Below are 18,696 nucleotides of genomic sequence, written 5' to 3' on the forward strand. Positions count from 1 at the left end.
GTGGATAACCCGGATCCGCAGCGCGAAAACTCGGGGAAATCCTGTGGATAAGTCCCCGCAGTGTCGCATGGATTAGACGAAGGCCAGCCGGCGCGTGCCATCCACGTGGGGGAAGGCGATAAAACTTATACATGAGACCGCAACCCACACCAGCGCCGAGCCCCACGCGGGCAGGCCTAGGATGGGCGCGAGCATGATGAGGAGCCATAGAATCATCAGCGGGACTAGCTGCGCGATGGTGGGGATGAGATCGGCATCGTGCCGGTCGGCATAGGATCGCATCTCGCGGCGGTAGGGGTGGGCAAAGACCAAGACGAAGGCCGCCACGAGGCAGACCGCGGCCCCAGATAGGGTGGCGAAGAAATGGGTGCGGGTGGTCAGCAGCGCGACGGTGGCGCCGAGCAGGATGGAGGATCCGAGGCGCACCCACGGCGGGGTGGGGATGGGGGTTGGATTCTCGCGCATAGCACCGTAGGCCTCGTTCAGGTTCATGCGCTTAAGGCTACCATTCGAACATACAGTTGCATGTGTCCGGTTGGGGGTTCATACTGTATGGGTGAGTCAAACGAACGTTCGCCTGGAAAAAGCGGTGGCAGGGTTGGATAGGCCCGACCGCGTTGCGGTGCTGCGCGCCCGCATGCAGGCGATGGAGCAGGAGGATGAAGACGAGCTGGTAGACACCCTTCCCCAGCTGGCGCGGCTACTTCCCGCAGGTGGGCTCGCCCGGCGGAAGGTGGTCTCGTGCGCGGAATGTCCCGCGCTCGTGGTGGAGCTTATCTGCCATCTTACGGCCCGCGGGGGCCATGTGGGGATAGTGGGGTGGCCGGATCTTTCTCTCGCACAGGTTGCCGAAATAGGGAAGCTCAATAACGTGGTCACCGTCCCCGATCCGGGCCTGGAGTCATGGGCAGTAACCAGCGTGCTGGCAGAGGGCATGGACCTTATTATCCACCATGGCCCGCCCGGCGAGCTGAGCCCGGCCAAGGCGCGGCCGGTGTGGGCGAAGATCCGCGGCGGGCAGGCCGCGGTGCTGACCGTGGGTGCGCGGCTGCCGGGCACCGCGGTGCGCATTGGGGCGGAGGTGAGTACGTATCGGGGCATCGGCAAGGGCAGCGGGCGCATCCGCGGCGTGGATATCGATCTTGCGGTGGACTCGAAAAAGGGCACGGCGCGCGGCAGTCTCACCATGGGCGAAGCCCGCAGGTTGGAGGCCGTATGAGGGTGGCTGCGGTGTGGTTTCCGGATTGGCCCATTCAGGCGGTTGCGCAGGCGGGGCCGGTGCTGGTTGCGCGCAATCATGCGGTGCTGGTCTGCGATAGCGCGGCGCGCCGGGCCGGCATTCGGCGCGGGATGCGCCTGCGCCAGGCCCAAGCGATTTGCCCTGAGGTAAAGGTGATGGAGGCGAACCCGGATAGGGACGGCGCGGCCTTCGCGGAGATTGCGGCGGGCTTGGATGCCGTGGCCTCGTCCGTAGAGGTGCTGCGGCCCGGCCTGGCCATCGTGGATGCGGGGGCGGCGCTGCGCTACCACGGGCCGGAGGCGTTGGAGATGCTTGCCGATGCCACCGCGCACGCCGGTTTTGATTCCACCCTTGGTGTGGCAGACGAGATTGCCACGGCCATCATCGCGGCTCGGCACCGCGGGGTAGGCGCGGTGGTGCCGGAGGGAGAGTCGCGGGATTTCTTGGCTGCCCAGCCCGTGAGTGTTTTAGCCGCGGAGGCCGCGCTGGGGTTTTCTGCGGAGTTTGTGGCCCAGCTGCAGAAATTGGGCGTGCGCCGGCTGGGTGATGTGGCGGCGCTGCCGTTTAAGCAGGTGGTTACCCGGTTTGGGCAGCAGGGAAAACGCGCGCATGAGGTGGCGCACGCGCGGGCGGACCAGCGCGTGTCCCCGGAAATGGCGCGGCCTGATCTGTCCGTGAGCAGCGAGCAATCCATCGAGCGCGTGGATGCGGCGGCATTCGTGGCTCGGCACTTGGCCGCGCAGCTGCACGTGCGGTTGGCGGAAGCGGAAGTGGTGTGCGTGCGCCTGCGCGTGGTGGCGGAGCTGGCCACTGGTGAAACTGTGGCCCGGGTATGGCGCACGCACGAGGCGTTGACGGAGCAAGCGACCGCGAACCGGGTGCGCTGGCAGCTGGATGGGTGGCTTACGGCGGCGCGTTCGAGCGGCAAGGACGGTGCCGCGATCGTGCGGCTGGTGCTCGAGCCTGTGGAGGTAGCTAGGCCGCAGGCCGATGGCCTATGGGGCGGGGATGCCTCACAGGAACAAGTCAAGCGGGTAATTTCGCGCGTGCAATCGCAGTTGGGCATAGATCGCGTCTTGCAGCCGCGGGCCGCCGGTGGCCGCGGGGTGGCCGAGCGTATCGAGTACGTTCCCTATGGGGAGCAGCGCGATGCCACGCCGCAAGGCAGCTGGCCGGGCAGGCTCCCCGCGCCGCTTCCCGCGCGCCTAGGCGGTGGGCCGAACCACCCGGCCGCGCGCATTCGGCTTATCGATGCCGCCGCGCGGGACGTCATCGTCACCGCCGAGGCCCTCCTATCCTCTGTACCCGTGGCGCTCGGGTGGGGCGCACACCGCTACCGCGTCATCGGCTGGGCTGGCCCGTGGCCGGTGGATACGCAGTGGTGGACCGAAAAGCCGCAGCACGCGGCGCGGCTACAAATTGTGGGCCAGGCTGAGCGGGAGCAACGCCAGCGCGCCTGGCTCTTGGTGTGGTCAGAGGGGCGCTGGCGCGTGGAGGCGACGTATTAGGAGCGAATATCTACCACGAGGCGCGTGGGATTTTCTAGTACCTGTACGGAATAAGGCTTGCGCTGGTTCATGCCGATGACAAACTGACTGCGCCCCTCATAGGTGCGGCCGTTGACCACTTGGGTAATAACGCCACCGGCAGGTGCCTCGACGATGCCGATGCGCGGCTCGTCGATGCCCGCCTCAAACGGATAGACAACGCCGTCGATATTGACATTGAGCGCGGTATCGCCGGCATAGTTGATGGGCTGGCCGGAGCCTTGCTGCTTGGGATTATCGGCATAATCCACGAACCAGCCCGGGGAGCCTTCGCCCTCAAGCTCGAAGACGGCGCGCTCGAAACCATCGTGCTGGCCCACGCGCACCTTGGTCACCACGAGTTCTGAGGGGGCCTCAGGGCGCAGCGTTTTCATGCTCATATCCGCCTCACCCAGAGGGTTGATGTGCGAGTTTCCCACAGAGGCCGCCATGGTGGTGTCATCCGCTGATTCGGTGCTGCAGCCGGTGAGGAAGGCTGCGGCGGCAAGCAGGAGCGAGAGGCGGGCTTTATACATGACCACTAGAGTATAATTTCTAGTAATTACTGCCTATCGTTGGGGGCAGATCTTGACCGAATTGTTGCCAAATATGTGAGCTGAGTTGCAGACAGGTTAGGCTAGGGTACATGACCGATTTCTGTTCAGATTACCAGGTGGAACCGCTGCCCGGCACGGCGAAAAAAGAGTCCGTGTTTGTCCTCTTTGAGTGGCCCGGCGGCTGGTCGCGCGATGTGCTTGATGGCGATACTTTTGGCCCGGAGCTCACGGCCCAGCTGAAGGAAAAGCTCAACGGTCAGGCCGGGCTGCAATTGATTCGTCGCCCCGGCCGCGATGGCCGCCAAATCGGCACCATGCACCGGTGCTACCTGGTGTGGGCCGAGCAGGGCGTGATGGAATTGATCCTTTTGACCGGCCCGGAAAAGATCCTGGATTTGGATCTCACCGCGCCAGGCCGCAACGGGGGAGGAACCCTCGATACGCCGCTGGTTTTGGTGTGCACCCATGCTAAGCGCGATAAGTGCTGCGCCGTGAAGGGCCGGCCGCTCGCCGCGGAGCTGGTGGAGGATTACCCGGATATGGTGTGGGAAACCTCGCACACGAAGGGGCACCGCTTCGCGCCCTCGGTCATGCTCATGCCCTGGGCCTATTCCTTTGGCCGGATGAATAAAGAAGCCGCCGCGCAGATGATTGCGGCGGCGGCGCAAGGAAAGTATTTCTACCCGGTCAATCGCGGGCGCGGCATCTTCGGCCCGCGCGGCCAGGTGGCGGAGTTGGCGGTAGCGCGCGAGCTTATCGATGACTCCGAGGACCTCTACTACGGCCAGCTCCACGCAGAGGACGAAAAACAGGGCCCCGTGGTCACGCATGCCGATGGCCGGCGGTGGAGCGTGACGCTCGAGCAGCGCGCCGTGGAAGGAGTGGTCTCTTCCTGCGGCGACGCGCCCAAGACCGGCAAGGCGCTTGTAGCCACGGGCGTGGAGCTTATTAGCGGCGCATAACCTTGGAGGAGAGCCAGTTGCCGAAGAACTGCGCGGCCTGCACCAGCACGATGATGATAAGCGTGGCCACGACGGTGACTTCCCACTCGAAGGCGCGGTAGCCGTAGACGATGGCGAAGTCACCCAGTCCGCCGCCGCCGACGTAGCCGGCCATGGCGGACATATCCACGATGGCGATAAACAGGAAGGTATAGCCCAGAATCAGCGGGCCGAGGGCCTCCGGAATGATTACGGAGGTAATGATCTTCCACGGTGAAGCGCCCATGGCGCGGGCGGCCTCGATAACGCCTGGGTCGATGGCCACGAGGTTTTGTTCCACCACGCGCGCTACGGAGAACGTGGCGGCGATGACCATCACGAAGGTGGCCGGCTCGCGGCCGATGGACCCGCCCATCACGGCGACGGTGAGCGGCTGCGCAAACGCCAGCAAAATAATAAACGGGATGGGACGAACGAAGTTCACCAGCAGGTTGACCACCAGGTAGACGGCCTTATTCTGCAGGATGCCGCCCGGGCGGGCGGTATAGAGCAAGATGCCGAGCCCTAGGCCCAGAATGCCGGCGACGACGAGGGTGGTCGAGACCATGATGAGGGTGTCGACGATGGCATCGACAAGCGATCCGCCCAAGCGGTCCCAGTCGGCGGCGGCGAGATAGTTGACGTTCATCGTTCAATCTCCTCAATTTGAGTGGTGGCAGATAGGGCGCGGTAGAACTCTTCGATGGCGGCGTCGTCGCCGCTCAAGCGCACGGTGAGCTTGCCAAAGGAGTGCTGCTGCAAGGTGGTAATACCGCCGTGGACGACGGCGATGGATACGCCCGCATCCTTCAGCTTGGCGGCGGCGCCGAAAAAGCCGGATTCCTCGGTCAGGTTGATGGTAAACAGGCGGCCTTCGTGGGCAAGCAGGTCATCGGTTTCCACCACGTCGGGCTCATTGCGCAACGAGGTGGCGACGAACTTGGCGGCCACGGCGGTCTGGGGATTGGAAAAGACCTGGTAGACGCTGCCTTGCTCCACGACGTGGCCATTTTCCATCACCGCAACCTTATCCGCGATGGAGCGCACGACCTCCATTTCGTGGGTGATGACCACGATGGTGATGCCGAGCTCCTTATTCACCCGGCGCAGCAGGTCGAGGACCTCCTGCGTGGTGGTGGGGTCGAGGGCGGACGTGGCTTCGTCGGCAAGCAGCAGCGACGGATTCGTGGCCAAGGCGCGCGCGATGCCCACGCGCTGCTTCTGGCCGCCGGAAAGCTGCTCCGGGTAGCTTTTTCCCTTATCTCCCAGTCCAACGAAATCCAGCAGCTCCTGCACGCGCTGTTGGCGCTCGCGCTTGCCGATGCCCTGCAGCTGCAGCGGGTACTCAATATTGCCCGCCGCAGTGCGGGAGTTCATGAGGTTAAACTGCTGGAAGATCATGCCGATATTGCGGCGGATGCCGCGCAGCTTCTTTTCGGACATGCCGACGATATTTTGGCCATCGAGCAGCAATTCGCCGGAGGTGGGCGTGTCCAGGCCGTTGATCATGCGGACCAGGGTGGATTTGCCGGCGCCGGAGTAGCCGATGATGCCGATGATTTCGCCGGAATCGACGGTCAAGGAGACATCGTCAAGAGCTTTGACCTCGGCCTTTTTCTGCTGGAAGACCTTGGTGATATTGCGGAACTCGATGCGAGTGCCGTTCTGGGTGGAATCTGCCACGGGTTGCGTCCTTAGCGGGGAAGTGCCAAACCCCGCCGGGGTGAAAACCGGCGGGGTAGAAGGCAAGGGTGATTAGTCCAAATCTGCTTCGAGCTTGTCCAGGATTTCCTGGAGTTCTTCTGGGGTGCGCTCGACCTCGACGGAGGTGCCTGCGGAGTCCTCGTCGACGCCCTTTTGTACCGCATCGGAGTGCCAGAGCTCGGCGAGCTTCTTGATGTCCTCGTTATCGGCGTCTTCCTCGCGAACGGCGAAGACGTTGATATAAGGCTCTGCCTCTTCGGAGTTCGGGTCATCCTGGAAGACGGCGGTGGCCGGGTCGATGCCGGCGCGCTCCAGGAAGGAGTTATTGATAATCGCCGGGGTGCCCTCGCCGTGTGCGGATGGGGTCTGGGCGGCATCGACCGGCACGACCTTGACCTTGGACTTCTTCTCATCGATGTCCAGCGGGGTCGGGGTGATAAGCCCGTCCTTCTTCAAGGTGATAAGGCCAGCCTGGACCAGCACGTTGATGGCGCGGCCCTGGTTGGTGGAGTCATTCGGGATGGCAACTTCTTCGCCCTCGATGCCGTCGAGAGAGTCGTGGCCCTTCCAGAACAGCGCCAGCGGCACGATTTCGGTGGCAACGATGGGCACCAGGTTGGTGCCGTTGCCGTGGTTGTACTCGGCCAGAAACTTCAGGTGCTGGAAGTTATTGGTATCCAGCTCGCCCTGGTTCAGGGCCTGGTTCGGGGTGTTGTAATCCGAGAAGGACTTGATGTCGATGTCGTAGCCGGCGTCCTTGGCTTCTTGCTCAAAGGCAACCCAGGCCTGCTTTGCATCATCGGTGGTGCCAACGGCGATGGTCTTGTCATCATCTGCGTCGGAGGAGCAGGCCACGAGGCTAGTGGCGGCGACGGTAACGGCGGCGGTAGTGGCCGCTGCGCGACGAATCTGCATGAGGTCCCCTTACATGTAGGAGTTTAAATAAATTGACCGTTTAGCAATCTAGCAATAAGCGAACCGCTTTGTCTATTGAACACGTCTCATCGCGCCGGGTTGTATAGAACACTGATTCGACACTACCCTGTGAAGGGTGAAATTTAATGGTGGAAAGGCGCTACCGTGGTCGCGTTTAGAAAGGATACTATCCGGCAAGGATACCGCCGCGCCCGCCGCCGTACATCACCTTGGCGGCGGCGATGACCCCGTCCAGCGCGGGCGCTCCGCTGTGCCCTTTGCGGAGCTACATGCGGTAAGTTCCTATAGTTTTCTCGATGGCGCCGCCGAGCCGGAAGAGCTGGTCGCCCGCGCCCTAGAGCTTGGCCTCGAGGGGTTGGCCGTCGTGGATCGGGATGGCTTCTACGGCCTGATGAAATTTGCGGAAGCCGCAGCTAAAGCGGGCCTTCCGGCCATGTATGGCGCGGAGCTTTCCCTCGCTGAGGCCCCAGTGACCGTGCTGGCGCGCACGCCGGAAGGCTATCGTCGCCTCTCGCGCCTTATTGCCCGCGCGCGGATGGACGCCGGCGAGAAGGGGAGTGTCGCGTACCCGCCCCTAGATGCCGTGGCGCGCGAGCTGGAGGAAGAGTGCTTTTTCCTGCTGGGGTGGGAGGCTATACAAAAAATCGATCACGTTCTCGAAAGAATAAAAATAGACAGCATAGTTCTCGAATATGCGTGCACAATGTCTCCCGAAGATGCGGATCACCACAGTTTCCTGGATAAGTACAATAATCTCCGCGCCATAGCAACCGCTCGACCTGCGGCAGCAACGCGCGACCAGGTACGGCTCGCCGCCGCCAAACGCGCCTTGGCGCACCGCCAATCCCTAGAGGAAGCCGCACCGGATGCCCACCCGATGGGCGCAGGCTGGATGCGCTCCGGCGAGCAGATGGCCCAGTTGCTTCCCGGCCGGCCCGAGCTTATCGCCGAAACCGTGCGCCTTGCCCGCGAGTGCTCCTTTACCTGGGGTGCCCTCGCGCCCAACCTGCCGGACTTTGTCGTCCCAGAGGGGCACACCGAGATGAGCTGGCTCGAACACGAGGTGTGGCGGCGCGGTAAAAAGCGCTACGCCTCGCGCCCGCCCGAAATACAGGCCAAGGCGAAAAAGCAGATGCGGCACGAGCTGGGCATCATCAAGCAGCTGGGCTTTCCGGGCTACTTCCTCATCGTCTGCGACCTGGTGGATTTTTGCCGCCAGGAAAATATCCTCTGCCAGGGGCGCGGCTCGGCGGCCAATTCCGCCGTCTGTTTCGCGCTGGGCATTACCAACGCCGAGCCCATTTCGGCGCAGCTGCTCTTCGAGCGCTTCCTGTCGCCGGATCGCGATGGCCCGCCCGATATCGACATCGACATCGAATCTGGACGGCGCGAGGAGGTCATTCAGTACGTCTATCGCACCCACGGCCGCGACCGCGCAGCACAGGTTGCCAACGTCATTACCTACCGCCGCAAGGGGGCTACCCGCGACGCCGCCCGCGCGCTGGGCTACCCGCAGGGCTCGGCCGATGCGTGGTCAAAGGGCATAGCTGAGCCGCCTGCCGATGTCTCCTTACTCGCCGAGCAATTCCTCGACCAGCCGCGCCACCTCGGCATCCACTCCGGCGGCATGGTTTTATGTGACCGGCCGATCGCGGACGTGGTGCCGATGGAATGGGCCCGAATGGAAGGCCGCTCCGTGCTGCAATGGGATAAGGACGATTGCGCCGCCGCCGGGCTGGTGAAATTCGATCTGCTGGGCCTCGGCATGCTGGAGGCGCTGCACCACATGATCGATGCCGTGCGCGCCACCACCGGTCGCAAGGTGCGCCTGTGGGAGCTCGACTTGGCCGAACCCGCGGTCTATGACATGCTTTGCCGCGCCGATGCCGTCGGCGTCTTCCAAGTGGAGTCCCGCGCGCAGCTGGCCACGCTGCCGCGGCTCAAACCGCGCTGCTTCTTCGACCTCGTGGTGGAGGTCGCGCTCATCCGCCCCGGCCCCATCCAGGGCGGTTCCGTGCACCCCTACCTGCGCCGGCGCGATGGCCTCGAGCCCGTGACCTATGACCACCCGGTGCTGGAGAAATCGCTGGGTAAGACCCTGGGGATCCCGCTCTTTCAAGAGCAGCTGATGCAGATTGCGGTGGATGCCGCCGGTTTTACCGGCGCCGAGGCCGATGACCTGCGCCGCGCCATGGGCTCGAAGCGCTCGCCGGCCAAGATGGCCGCGCTGCGCAGCCGCTTTTTCGAGGGACTGCGCGCCACCAACGGCATCGATGGCGAGGTCGCGGAGAAGCTCTGGGCCAAGATCACCGCCTTTGCCGCCTACGGTTTCCCGGAATCGCACTCGCAGTCCTTCGCCTCGCTGGTGTATTTCTCCGCGTGGTTCAAACATCACTACCCGGCGGAGTTCTGCGTGGGCTTGCTGCGCGCGCAGCCCATGGGCTTTTATTCGCCGCAGTCGCTCATTCAGGACGCCCGGCGTCACGGCGTGCGCGTGCTGCCAGTGAGTATCAACGACTCCGGCGCGCAGGCCAGGGCGCTGCCCACCGGCGAGATCCGGTTGGGCCTCAACCTCATCAAGGGGCTGGGGGATAAGGCCGCCGAGCGCGTGGAGGCCGCCGCGCCCTTTAGCGGCGTCTCCGATCTGTCGCGCCGGGCGGATCTCAGCGTGGAGCAGGTGGAGGCGCTGGCCACGGCGGGGGCGCTGGAGTGCTTGGGGTTGGAGCGTCGCCAAGCGCTTTGGCAGGCTGGCGTCGCCGCCACCGAGCGCGAGGGCATGTTGCCGGGCACCTCCGCGCTCGCCTCGCCGCACCTGCCCGGCATGTCGGCCTTCGAGCTAATGGCTACCGATGTCGCCGCCACCGGCGTCACCCACGATAAGCAGCCTATGGAGTTAGTCAGGGCCGCGCTTGGCGATGTCCTGCCTTCCTCCCACCTTCCCCACGTCCCCGATGGCACACGCGTACGCATCGCCGGCATCATTACGCACCGCCAGCGCCCGCGCACCGCCTCCGGCCTGACCTTTTTGGGCGTGGAGGATGAAACCGGCCTGATGAATGTCATGGTCTCGCCCGGGCTGTGGTCCCGGCAGAAGGTGCTCGCCCGCACCGCCCGCGCCCTTATCATCCGCGGCATCGTGCAAAATGCCACCGGCGCGGTAAGCGTGGTTGCAGACAAGCTTGAGCCGCTGGATTTTGGCGATTTCCTCTCCCGCGGCTCCCGCGATTTCCGCTAGTTTCCTGCGCTGCGACCCGCTCCGCACCGAAGATTTGCAGCCCAAATGCGGTGGACAGGCCGAGGAAAAGTTCGCCGGGCAGGACTAGGCGCTTGCGGTGAGCTAGTTAGCCATTAGGAGTTCTTCCTATAGATTTCGGTGGACATCGGGGAAAGCTCCTGGCGGGAAAAGATAGCCTCCACGGGGAGGTCAAAGACCTCGCAGACGCGGAAGGCTAGGTCCAGGCTGGGGGAGTGGTCCCCGCGCTCGAGGGCGCCGACGGTCTGCGGGTTGACGTTGATGGCCTCAGCCAGCTGGGCGCGCGACATGTCCCGCTCGGCGCGCAGCACACGTACCCAGGTTATAGATGGGTGCGGAGGGCTTTTTCTTTGGAGATATGGGTCAGAATATTGCATAAACCCAAAGTAAAGACAAGGTTTTCTATTCCACTTCGAAAATATCGCCCGGCTGGCAGTCCAGCGCCGCACACAGTGCCGCAAGGGTGTTAAAGCGCACGGCCTTGGCGCGATTATTCTTCAGGACGGACAGGTTAACTGGGGTGATGCCCACCTCTTTGGCGAGCGCCGCTCCGGTAATACCGCGCTCCTCCATTATCCGGTCGAGGTGGCAGATCACCTGGGGTTCTTGCCCCTCAGACAAGGCCTTCAACCTCCTCTTCGAGCTTGCTGCCGCGCTTGATGGCAACTGAGAAGAGCTGGAGGGTGCAGACAAAAAGGTAGGGCAGCGCAAGCTCGCCTAATGAGGATCCGCTCTGGTTGGCCCACCAGTCAATTTCGAGCTGCGAGGAAGCCCAGTTATTGCCCATCCCTTCGAGTGGGAAGCGTCCGATAAACCAGACGAAAATCCCAAAGGTCATTCCATTAAGGAAGCGGATATTTTTCGTATTGAAAACCTGCCCACGAAGCATTGGTTTGACCAAGCGGTAGGCAAAGAACGCGATAATCAAGATTCCTGCAATCTTGACGACGAGCCCCGCAGTGAGCATCCAGAATGGCCCGCCGTCGAGGTTGTGCTTGCTAAGGCCTTCCGGGATGGCCGCACTCAGTGTGGTGGAAAAGCGTCCGGTGACAAGGTCGCGAAGGTAGGTGGGGCCGAGGATGACAATGGTGAACAGGCAGAAGGCGGCCGCCGCGTTAATTTCGCGGCGCTCAGCTTGAGAGGTGGCCTGTGGGGTGGTCGTGACAATCCTTTCCGTCGACTCCTTATCGACTTTCGATGTTGTCGTAATTCGATAATATCGATTAACGATAAGTTGCGCAAGAGTGCGGGCTCGATTGCTACTGTCAATAGCTATGAGCGAAGAAATGAACCCCGTCTCGCCGCGTTTGGTTAAGGTGCGCTACATCCGCCACCTGGGCTGGACGATTATCTTCGCCGCGGCGGCCGCAGCGGCAGGGTACTGGTGGACCCCGTGGTTCTACTGGGCGGCGGGGCTCTTCGCCGTCCTCTTTTTCTGGCTGCTTTGGCTCATCCCCGCCCAGGTGCGCCGGATGGGCTGGTGCGAAACCGACGATGAGCTGCTCATTACGCGCGGCAAGCTGTGGCATTCTTTCACCGTCGTGCCCTACGGCCGCATCCAGTTCGTGGACGTGACCGCCGGCCCCCTCGAGCGCGCCTTCGGGCTCAAGGAGCTGCAGCTGCACACCGCCTCCGCAACCACGGACGCCACGGTGAAGGGTTTGGAAGCCCCGCTTGCCGATGCCCTCCGCACCCGCCTCACCCACCACGCCCGCGAACGGATGAGCGGGCTATGAAGTACCACCGCGTCCACCGCTTGACCCCGTTGCTGCGGCTGTGGTCGGTCATCCTGGCCGTCATCGCAGCATTTGCCTTAAACGTCAATATGGAGGCGCTGCGCGGAATCTTTGCCTTCGTTACCGGGGAACACAGTGCGGCAGACCTGCGCGATATTGGCCTCGCGCTGGCCGGGTTCATCGCAGTGTGCGCGGTGGTCTGGCTCGTCTCTGGCGTGTGGTGGCGCCAGATGGGCTACCAGCTGGGCGAGGAGGAACTCACCTTGCGCCGCGGGGTTATTTCGAAGCAGCAGCGCACGGCACGCTATGACCGCACGCAGGCTGTAGACGTCGTCGAGCCCGTTATCGCCCGCCTCTTTCGGCTCGCGGCCGTGCGCGTGGAAACGGCCGGCGGGCAGTCGTCTGCCATCGAAATCGCCTTCCTGACAAAGCGCGATGCCGAGGCCCTGCGCGCCGAAATCCTCTCCCGAGTCCACGGTGAGCCGCGAGAGCAGCCAGTTGAAGAGCGGCCAGCTGAGGAACAGCTGGCCGAGGGGGAAGACAACGTCCTCATCCCCGAAATCCCCATCGCGCGTTCCCTGGCCGCGGCCGCCTTGCACGCGTCCACGATCGTCCTGCTTGCGGCCCTCATCTTCCTCGTGGTCACGCCGATGTCCCTGACCATCACGCTGCCCATCCTTTTGGCTACTGTCCCGCGCGCCTGGAACGTGATTGACTCCTCGTGGCGCTACACCGCCAGCCTTGATGATGACGTGCTCAATATCACCTACGGCCTTGCCGATCGCCGCCGCCAAAACATCCGCCTCGAGCGCATCCACGCCGTCCAGGTCACCCAGCCGTTCCTGTGGCGGCCCTTCGGCTGGTACGAAACGCGCGTGTCGGTCGCCGGCTACGGTGGCACGGCCAGCGGCGAGGGATCGGGGTCGACGCGGATCGTGCCCGTCGGCAAGCGCGAGCAAGCCCGGCAATTCCTGCCCGCCGATGCCGCCCCGACCTACGCCTCGCCCGCGCGCGCCAAATGGGTCTCGCCCATCGATTACCGGCAGCAAACCGTCGCGCTGGCCGGCGACTACGTCATCGTGCGCGCCGGCCGCTTCAACCGCCGCGTCCAGGCCATCGAGCTGCGCCACATTCAGGAGCTCACCCTGCGCCGCGGCCCGATTTCCCAGCTATTCGGCCTGGCCACGGTGGAGCTCGACCTCGTGCAGGGGCCCGTCAAGATGGCGGCGCGCAACCTCGCGCTTGCCGATGCCCACGCCCTCCTCAACCGCCTGCGCTCCCGCGACCTGCCAGAACTTACACCGCTCCCTTAAACCCCAGCTGGCGCCAGGCCTCAAAGACCGCGGTTGATGCGGAGTTGGAGAGGTTCATCGAGCGCCTAGCCGGGACCATCGGAATGCGCACCTGATCGGTGATGCGCGGATGGTTGACATGCTCATCTGGCAGGCCTGTCGGCTCCGTGCCGAAGAGCAGCACGTCGCCATCCTGGTAGTCGACCTCCGTAAACCACTTATCCGTATGCGTGGTAAACGCGAAAACGCGCGCGCCGGGCAGCGCCTCCATGCACGCGTCGAAATCCTTATGAATCTGCACATCCGCCAGGTCGTGATAGTCCAGCCCGGCGCGCTTCAAGTGCTTATCGTCAAAGTTAAATCCCAGTGGCTCAATCAGGTGCAGGCTCGCGCCCGTTACCGCCGCGGTGCGAATGGCATTGCCGGTATTGGTGGGAATGACGGGATTATCAAAGACGATGTGCAGCTGGCTCATGCCTTCAGTCTAGGATGGGGGCTATGAGCGCTACCAAACTAGATGGCACCTTGTACCGTGACGAGATTTTTGCGGACCTCGCCGAGCGCGTGGCCGCCTTGAAGGATAAGGGGATAACCCCTGGCCTGGCCACCGTTCTGGTGGGCGAGGACCCAGGCTCCCAGTCCTATGTAAAGATGAAGCACCGCGATTGCGAAAAGCTGGGCATCAACTCCATTCGCAAGGACCTGCCGGCGGATATTTCGCAGGAAGAGCTTGAGGCGGTTATCGATGAGCTCAATGCCGATGACGCCTGCACTGGCTACATCGTCCAGCTCCCGCTGCCCAAGCACCTGGATGAAAACGCCATCCTCGAGCGCATCGATCCCGAAAAGGACGCCGATGGCCTCCACCCGGTCAACCTGGGCAAGCTCGTGCTCAATGAGGAGGCCCCGCTGCCGTGCACCCCGAATGGCTGCTTGCACCTGCTGCGCCGCTTCGGCGTGGAGCTGAACGGCGCCAAGACCGTCGTCATCGGCCGCGGCGTGACCGTCGGCCGCCCCATTGGCCTGATGCTCACCCGTCGCAGCGAGAACTCCACCGTTACCCTGTGCCACACCGGCACGAAGGATCTCGCCGCCGAAACTCGCGATGCCGATATCGTCATCGCCGCCGCCGGCCAGCCACACATGCTCACCGCGGACATGATTAAGGAAGGCGCCGCGCTTCTCGATGTCGGCGTGTCCCGCGTCGACGGCAAGCTCACCGGTGATATCGCCCCCGATTGCTGGGATAAGGCCGGGTACGTCTCGCCCAACCCAGGCGGCGTCGGACCGCTCACGCGCGCCTTTTTGGTACGCAACATCGTTGAGCGCGCGGAAAAACTGGCGTGAATTTAGACAATCCCCACGACGCGCACCTGACACCGTCCCCGCTGCCCGCCTCCGTGCAGTGGGTGGCCATCGGGCTCTTCATCGCCGGGGTGGCCCTGTCCGGCGGCTACGCCATTTTCGAGTATTGGCGCAGGGCCACCTTTTTGCTCGGGCTTGCGCTGCTGTGGCTGACGGTGGTGCGCCTGACGTGCGATTCGAGCCGCGTCGGCGTGCTGGCGGTGCGCTCGCGCCGCTTCGATGCCACGTTTACAGGCGTCATCGGCGCGCTGATGGCCTTTCTCGCCTACTCCGTGGACGCGCTGGGCAGCTAGTTATCCACAGGTGATTGTTTCAGTATCACCAATCTGCGGCGTGTCGCGTGGTTATCCACAGCCGCAGCACTCTTGGCCTCGCGCCCGCCGCTACCTGCGGTTTAGGCTCGGGGCCATGATTTCGGATTACCTCGCAGCGATAAACTCCCCGATGGCGCTCATCGGGGAGTGCGCCGGGCTATCCGAAGCCGAATTGGTAGACCGCGGTTTCAGCGATAAAGAGGCCGCGGAATTCGCGCGCTTGGCGGATACGTATTTTGGTAGGACATCGTTTAGCGCCAAGCAGCGCGCCGCCCGCAAAACCGCGCTCCCGCTCGATGCGCTGAAAATCATTGAGGTGCACGCGCAGAAGCTGAAGACCCAGCGCGCGGCGTGGGCCCTGCGCGAGGAGCTGTGCCGGCTCAACGTTTCTACCAGCGAGATAGAAAAGCGCGCCCGCCGCCGCGTCAAGGAGGAACGCACCCAGAAGCGCGCGGAGGGCGTCCGGCTCACCCGCCGCACCGATGACCTGTGGACGCTGACCATCACCGCGGAATCGGACTTGGTGGCCGAGATTAATAACCACGTCTCCACCGTGGACGATGCGCGCCGGGTCTTTGCAGAGGGCGCGGCTACCTCCACCATCACCACCAACGTGGTCCTAACCCTGGATGACATGGTGAAGGTCACCCACGGCGAGGACGAGGTCACCCTGCAGCTGACCAACGGCGCCACCATCACCGGTGCGCAGCTAGCGGAGCGCGCGCTTGCCGATGCCGGCCTCATCACCCTCATCCACCCCGTCACCGGTCCCGTGAACCTGTACCACACGCGCCGGCTGGCCACCTGGAAGCAGCGGCAGATGGCGATGGCGGAAAATCCGGTGTGCCCGTGGCCCGATTGCCATATTCCGGCCGATGAATGCCAGGTTCACCACCTGCAACCGTGGCTGCTCGGCGGCGAGACCAATGCCGAGAACCTGACCATCGCCTGCAAGTACCACAACTCCGTTAACGACGATGACCCGAATGCCTCGCCCCGTCGTGGGCGCTTAGAGCGCCGCCCGCACGAAGGAATCGTGTGGCGCCCGCCCTGGGCCCGATAAAAACATCGCCGAAGCCAGCGCAGTAAATGCTGCGCCGCTTCGGCGATCCTTCTGTATGCCTTTTGTAAAGAGTCCTGGCTAGCCACACATCGCGCCCCTCGATCCGGACCCCGCCACTGCCTGCCTCGCGCCGCGTCCTGTTCGTGTGCCGGACCACCCGCGACCGTAAACCTGCGCGCCAGATCGATGGCCACCCGTGCGCTGCTCGCCCAGCCACGCCGAACCACCTGTCACTGCAAGCAGCTGTGTCTGGGGCCGAGTGGCCGTGCGCAGGCGGGGACGGCTAGATGGCGTAGTCGATGGTGCTGTCCACGTCCAGCGGGTGCGGTTGGGACAGGGTGAGGAAGTTGCGCAGGATGCGGTCCATCTGGCGCGATTCCGTGAGGAATGCATCGTGGCCAACGGGTGAGACTACCTTCGCCATGGCCAGCAGGTTGCCCAAGTTGCGCGAGAGGTGTTCCTGCTGGTGGTAGGGATAAAGGATGTCCGTGTCAACACCCACGACCATGGTCGGTACCTGCGAGGAACCGAGAGCGCGGTTCAGGCCGCCGCGGCCGCGGCCGATGTCGTGGCGGTTGAGGGCCTCGGTAAGCGTGACGTAGGAACCGGCATCGAAGTGATCCGCCAGCTTCGAGCCCTGGTAATCCAGGTAGGAATTCACAGCGAAGCGCTGGTCGTGCCGGCGGTAGGGCCCCAGCGGTTCTTCGCCGGTTTGGGCTTGGACGCCAAAGCGCTCATCGATTTCCTGCTCGCCGCGATACGTCAAGTGCGCGATGCGCCGCGCCGCCGCCAGGCCCTCGCGGGGACGCTGAGAGGAGGAATAATAGTCGCCGCCGTGCCAGAAGGGATCGCGTTCAATCGCGGAAATCTGCGCCGACTGGATACCAATCTGCCACGCGGAGGCGCGCGCGGAGACGGCAATAACGCACGCGGCATCGACCGCATCCGGGTACATCAGCGTCCATTCCAAGGTGCGCGCTCCACCCATGGAACCACCGATGATCGCATGCACGCGCGTTATCCCCAGCTCTTCTAGCGCCTTTTTCTCCGCGGCCACCAAATCGCGAATGGATAGCGCCGGAAAGCGCGATCCCCAACTGCGGCCATCCGCATGCGGGGAGGAGGGGCCGGTGGAGCCATTGCAGCCGCCGAGTGCGTTCATGGCGATAACGCACCACTTCGTCGTATCCAGCGCCTTGCCTGGGCCAATGAGATCACACCACCACTCGGCCACATCGGCATTGCCGGTCAGCGCGTGTTCCACCAAAATGACGTTATTTCCGCCGTGCGGATCGCCGAGGAAATGGCCGAAGCGGTGGTAGGCGATGTGGGCATCGGAAAGCGTGGCGCCTGCTTCGGTGCGAAAATCGCCGATACTTATACAGCTCATGCCAGTGCTTTAAATCCCAGTTCGAGGTCAGCAATGATGTCGTCGATATCTTCAATGCCCACGGACAAACGGATGGTGGACTGCGCAATACCCGCCGCGGCCAGGGCGGCATCATCGGATTGCGAGTGCGTGGTGGTCGCCGGGTGAACCGCCAGCGAGCGGGTATCGCCGATATTGGCGAGGTTGGAGTGGAGTTTCAGGGCATCGATAAACGCCCATGCTTCCTCGCGCCCGCCGTCAATATCGAAGGACAGCACGGAGCCGGTATAGGAGTAACCCAGCTTCTCCTTAATCTTCTTATACGGCGAGGAATCCAGGCCGGCGTAGTTGACCTTCGTCACCTTGGCGTGGCCTTCCAGGTACTCGGCCACGGCCTGGGCGTTGGCATTGTGCTTGTCGATGCGCAGCCCTACCGTCTCAATGCCATTGAGCGTCAGCCATGCATTGAATGGGGAAATGGCGGCGCCGGTATCGCGCAGCAGGCCGGCGCGGGCCTTGAGTGCAAAGGCGGGGGCGCCGAGGTCGGCGTATTTTAGGCCGTGGTAGGCCTCGTCCGGGGTGACGAAGTAGGGGAATACTGGCTTGCCGTCGCGCTCGACGGTCCAGTCGAAGGAGCCGCCATCGATAATCGCGCCGCCCACCGCGGAACCGTTGCCGGTGTAGAACTTCGTGGTCGAAACCACGACGATGTCCGCACCCAAGTCGAGCGGGCGGGCCAGCGCCGCGGTGGCGATGGTGTTATCCACGATGAGCGGGACCTGGTTAGTGTGGGCCACCTCGGCGATGGCTGGGATGTCGAGGACATCGGCTACCGGGTTGCCAAAGGTCTCGCCGTAAAAGGCCTTGGTATTAGGCTGCACGGCGTCCTGCCAGGACTGAGGATCGTCCGGGTTTTCGACGAGGGTGACGTCGATGCCAAGCCGCTTGAGGGTGACGGTAAAGAGGGTGGAGGTGCCGCCGTAGAGGCGCGGGGAGGTGACGATGTGATCGCCTGCCGAGGCGAGGTTGAAAATGGCCGCGGTCTCTGCGGCCTGGCCGGAGGCAAAGGCCACGGCGGCCACACCGCCTTCAAGGGAGGCCAGGCGCTCTTCCAGCGCATCCTGCGTTGGGTTGGTCAGGCGGGTGTAGATGGGGCCTGCATCGGAGAGGTTAAAGCGGTTGGCCGCGTGCTCGGCGTCATCAAAGACGTACGAGGTAGTTTGGTAAATCGGCACGTTGCGGGAGTTGTGCGCGCCGTCGAGGTTTTGGCCTGCGTGAACGGAGCGGGTAGCGAAGGACCAGTCTGCGTTGGAGTTATCGTATTTCGTCGTCATGCCACGCAAGACTAGACCAAGCGGTAT

General features: G+C 63.5%; 19 protein-coding genes and 1 pseudogene. 9 read left to right on the forward strand and 11 right to left on the reverse strand.

Annotated elements, in window-relative coordinates:
• Positions 1 to 72: 72 nt before the first annotated feature.
• Complete coding sequence (locus tag QP970_RS05735) at positions 73 to 492, reverse strand: hypothetical protein (protein ID WP_005277210.1); 420 nt, start codon at positions 490 to 492, stop codon at positions 73 to 75.
• Between the two features lie 64 nt (positions 493 to 556).
• Between QP970_RS05735 and imuA' the strand changes: the two genes are divergently transcribed.
• Positions 557 to 1,219, forward strand: a complete 663-nt coding sequence (gene imuA' / locus QP970_RS05740; RefSeq protein ID WP_502870062.1) for a DnaE2-dependent mutagenesis accessory factor ImuA' — start codon at positions 557 to 559, stop codon at positions 1,217 to 1,219.
• The gene (locus QP970_RS05745; protein ID WP_239269025.1) at positions 1,216 to 2,748 is read left to right on the forward strand and encodes a DNA polymerase Y family protein; all 1,533 of its coding nucleotides are present in this window, start codon (positions 1,216 to 1,218) and stop codon (positions 2,746 to 2,748) included. The genes imuA' and QP970_RS05745 overlap by 4 nt, the downstream gene beginning before the upstream one ends.
• Here QP970_RS05745 and QP970_RS05750 read toward each other — a convergent pair.
• Positions 2,745 to 3,302, reverse strand: a complete 558-nt coding sequence (locus QP970_RS05750; RefSeq protein ID WP_239269023.1) for an AMIN-like domain-containing (lipo)protein — start codon at positions 3,300 to 3,302, stop codon at positions 2,745 to 2,747. The two genes, QP970_RS05745 and QP970_RS05750, sit on opposite strands and share 4 nt — an antisense overlap.
• A gap of 110 nt (positions 3,303 to 3,412) precedes the next feature.
• Here QP970_RS05750 and QP970_RS05755 point away from each other — a divergent pair, with 110 nt between their 5' ends.
• Positions 3,413 to 4,285 (forward strand): sucrase ferredoxin, encoded by an 873-nt coding sequence (locus tag QP970_RS05755; RefSeq protein ID WP_239269021.1) that lies wholly within the window; start codon positions 3,413 to 3,415, stop codon positions 4,283 to 4,285.
• On the opposite strand, the gene QP970_RS05760 is transcribed toward QP970_RS05755, so the two are convergent.
• The 3 genes from QP970_RS05760 to QP970_RS05770 form a co-directional block, all read right to left on the reverse strand.
• Positions 4,272 to 4,952, reverse strand: coding sequence for a methionine ABC transporter permease (locus QP970_RS05760; protein ID WP_005277229.1), 681 nt, complete (start codon positions 4,950 to 4,952; stop codon positions 4,272 to 4,274). The genes QP970_RS05755 and QP970_RS05760 overlap by 14 nt on opposite strands.
• Positions 4,949 to 5,986: a methionine ABC transporter ATP-binding protein gene (locus QP970_RS05765; RefSeq protein WP_023025305.1), complete on the reverse strand. Its 1,038-nt coding sequence runs from the start codon at positions 5,984 to 5,986 to the stop codon at positions 4,949 to 4,951. Before QP970_RS05765 ends, QP970_RS05760 begins: the two co-directional genes overlap by 4 nt.
• Positions 5,987 to 6,058: 72 nt before the next feature.
• Positions 6,059 to 6,922 carry a MetQ/NlpA family ABC transporter substrate-binding protein gene (locus tag QP970_RS05770; RefSeq protein ID WP_239269019.1) on the reverse strand — a complete coding sequence of 288 codons (864 nt, stop codon included), beginning with the start codon at positions 6,920 to 6,922 and terminating at the stop codon, positions 6,059 to 6,061.
• 136 nt (positions 6,923 to 7,058) lie between these two features.
• Here QP970_RS05770 and QP970_RS05775 point away from each other — a divergent pair, with 136 nt between their 5' ends.
• Positions 7,059 to 10,178: an error-prone DNA polymerase gene (locus QP970_RS05775; RefSeq protein ID WP_239269017.1), complete on the forward strand. Its 3,120-nt coding sequence runs from the start codon at positions 7,059 to 7,061 to the stop codon at positions 10,176 to 10,178.
• Between the two features lie 113 nt (positions 10,179 to 10,291).
• Here QP970_RS05775 and QP970_RS05780 read toward each other — a convergent pair.
• The 3 genes and pseudogenes from QP970_RS05780 to QP970_RS05790 all read right to left on the reverse strand — a co-directional run bounded on the left by QP970_RS05780 (position 10,292) and on the right by QP970_RS05790 (position 11,124).
• Positions 10,292 to 10,556, reverse strand: a pseudogene (locus tag QP970_RS05780) (helix-turn-helix transcriptional regulator).
• Positions 10,557 to 10,598: 42 nt separating this feature from the next.
• Positions 10,599 to 10,826: a helix-turn-helix domain-containing protein gene (locus QP970_RS05785; RefSeq protein ID WP_255716931.1), complete on the reverse strand. Its 228-nt coding sequence runs from the start codon at positions 10,824 to 10,826 to the stop codon at positions 10,599 to 10,601.
• Positions 10,810 to 11,124 carry a hypothetical protein gene (locus QP970_RS05790; protein ID WP_239269016.1) on the reverse strand — a complete coding sequence of 105 codons (315 nt, stop codon included), beginning with the start codon at positions 11,122 to 11,124 and terminating at the stop codon, positions 10,810 to 10,812. The genes QP970_RS05785 and QP970_RS05790 overlap by 17 nt, the downstream gene beginning before the upstream one ends.
• A 346-nt stretch (positions 11,125 to 11,470) precedes the next feature.
• Between QP970_RS05790 and QP970_RS05795 the strand changes: the two genes are divergently transcribed.
• Both QP970_RS05795 and QP970_RS05800 read left to right on the forward strand, forming a co-directional pair.
• On the forward strand, positions 11,471 to 11,932 hold the full coding sequence (locus tag QP970_RS05795; protein ID WP_239269014.1) for a PH domain-containing protein: 462 nt from the start codon (positions 11,471 to 11,473) through the stop codon (positions 11,930 to 11,932).
• On the forward strand, positions 11,929 to 13,245 hold the full coding sequence (locus tag QP970_RS05800) for a PH domain-containing protein (RefSeq protein ID WP_239269012.1): 1,317 nt from the start codon (positions 11,929 to 11,931) through the stop codon (positions 13,243 to 13,245). Before QP970_RS05795 ends, QP970_RS05800 begins: the two co-directional genes overlap by 4 nt.
• Here the strand turns inward: QP970_RS05800 and QP970_RS05805 are convergent.
• Complete coding sequence (locus QP970_RS05805; RefSeq protein ID WP_239269010.1) at positions 13,229 to 13,699, reverse strand: tRNA (cytidine(34)-2'-O)-methyltransferase; 471 nt, start codon at positions 13,697 to 13,699, stop codon at positions 13,229 to 13,231. The two genes, QP970_RS05800 and QP970_RS05805, sit on opposite strands and share 17 nt — an antisense overlap.
• Before the next feature lie 23 nt (positions 13,700 to 13,722).
• Between QP970_RS05805 and QP970_RS05810 the strand changes: the two genes are divergently transcribed.
• The 3 genes from QP970_RS05810 to QP970_RS05820 all read left to right on the forward strand — a co-directional run bounded on the left by QP970_RS05810 (position 13,723) and on the right by QP970_RS05820 (position 15,966).
• Complete coding sequence (locus QP970_RS05810) at positions 13,723 to 14,571, forward strand: bifunctional methylenetetrahydrofolate dehydrogenase/methenyltetrahydrofolate cyclohydrolase (protein ID WP_239269008.1); 849 nt, start codon at positions 13,723 to 13,725, stop codon at positions 14,569 to 14,571.
• On the forward strand, positions 14,568 to 14,882 hold the full coding sequence (locus QP970_RS05815; RefSeq protein ID WP_239269006.1) for a DUF3017 domain-containing protein: 315 nt from the start codon (positions 14,568 to 14,570) through the stop codon (positions 14,880 to 14,882). Before QP970_RS05810 ends, QP970_RS05815 begins: the two co-directional genes overlap by 4 nt.
• A gap of 115 nt (positions 14,883 to 14,997) precedes the next feature.
• Positions 14,998 to 15,966: an HNH endonuclease signature motif containing protein gene (locus tag QP970_RS05820; RefSeq protein ID WP_239269004.1), complete on the forward strand. Its 969-nt coding sequence runs from the start codon at positions 14,998 to 15,000 to the stop codon at positions 15,964 to 15,966.
• Positions 15,967 to 16,249: 283 nt separating this feature from the next.
• Here the strand turns inward: QP970_RS05820 and metX are convergent, their stop codons facing one another.
• A complete protein-coding gene (gene metX / locus QP970_RS05825; protein WP_239269002.1) occupies positions 16,250 to 17,356 on the reverse strand; it encodes a homoserine O-acetyltransferase MetX in 1,107 nt (368 codons plus the stop codon).
• Positions 17,353 to 18,669, reverse strand: coding sequence for an O-acetylhomoserine/O-acetylserine sulfhydrylase (locus QP970_RS05830; RefSeq protein WP_239269000.1), 1,317 nt, complete (start codon positions 18,667 to 18,669; stop codon positions 17,353 to 17,355). The genes metX and QP970_RS05830 overlap by 4 nt, the downstream gene beginning before the upstream one ends.
• Positions 18,670 to 18,696 lie beyond the last annotated feature (27 nt).

It is taken from the genome of Corynebacterium sp. MSK073 (assembly GCF_030232085.1).
In the GTDB taxonomy this organism is placed as follows: domain Bacteria; phylum Actinomycetota; class Actinomycetes; order Mycobacteriales; family Mycobacteriaceae; genus Corynebacterium.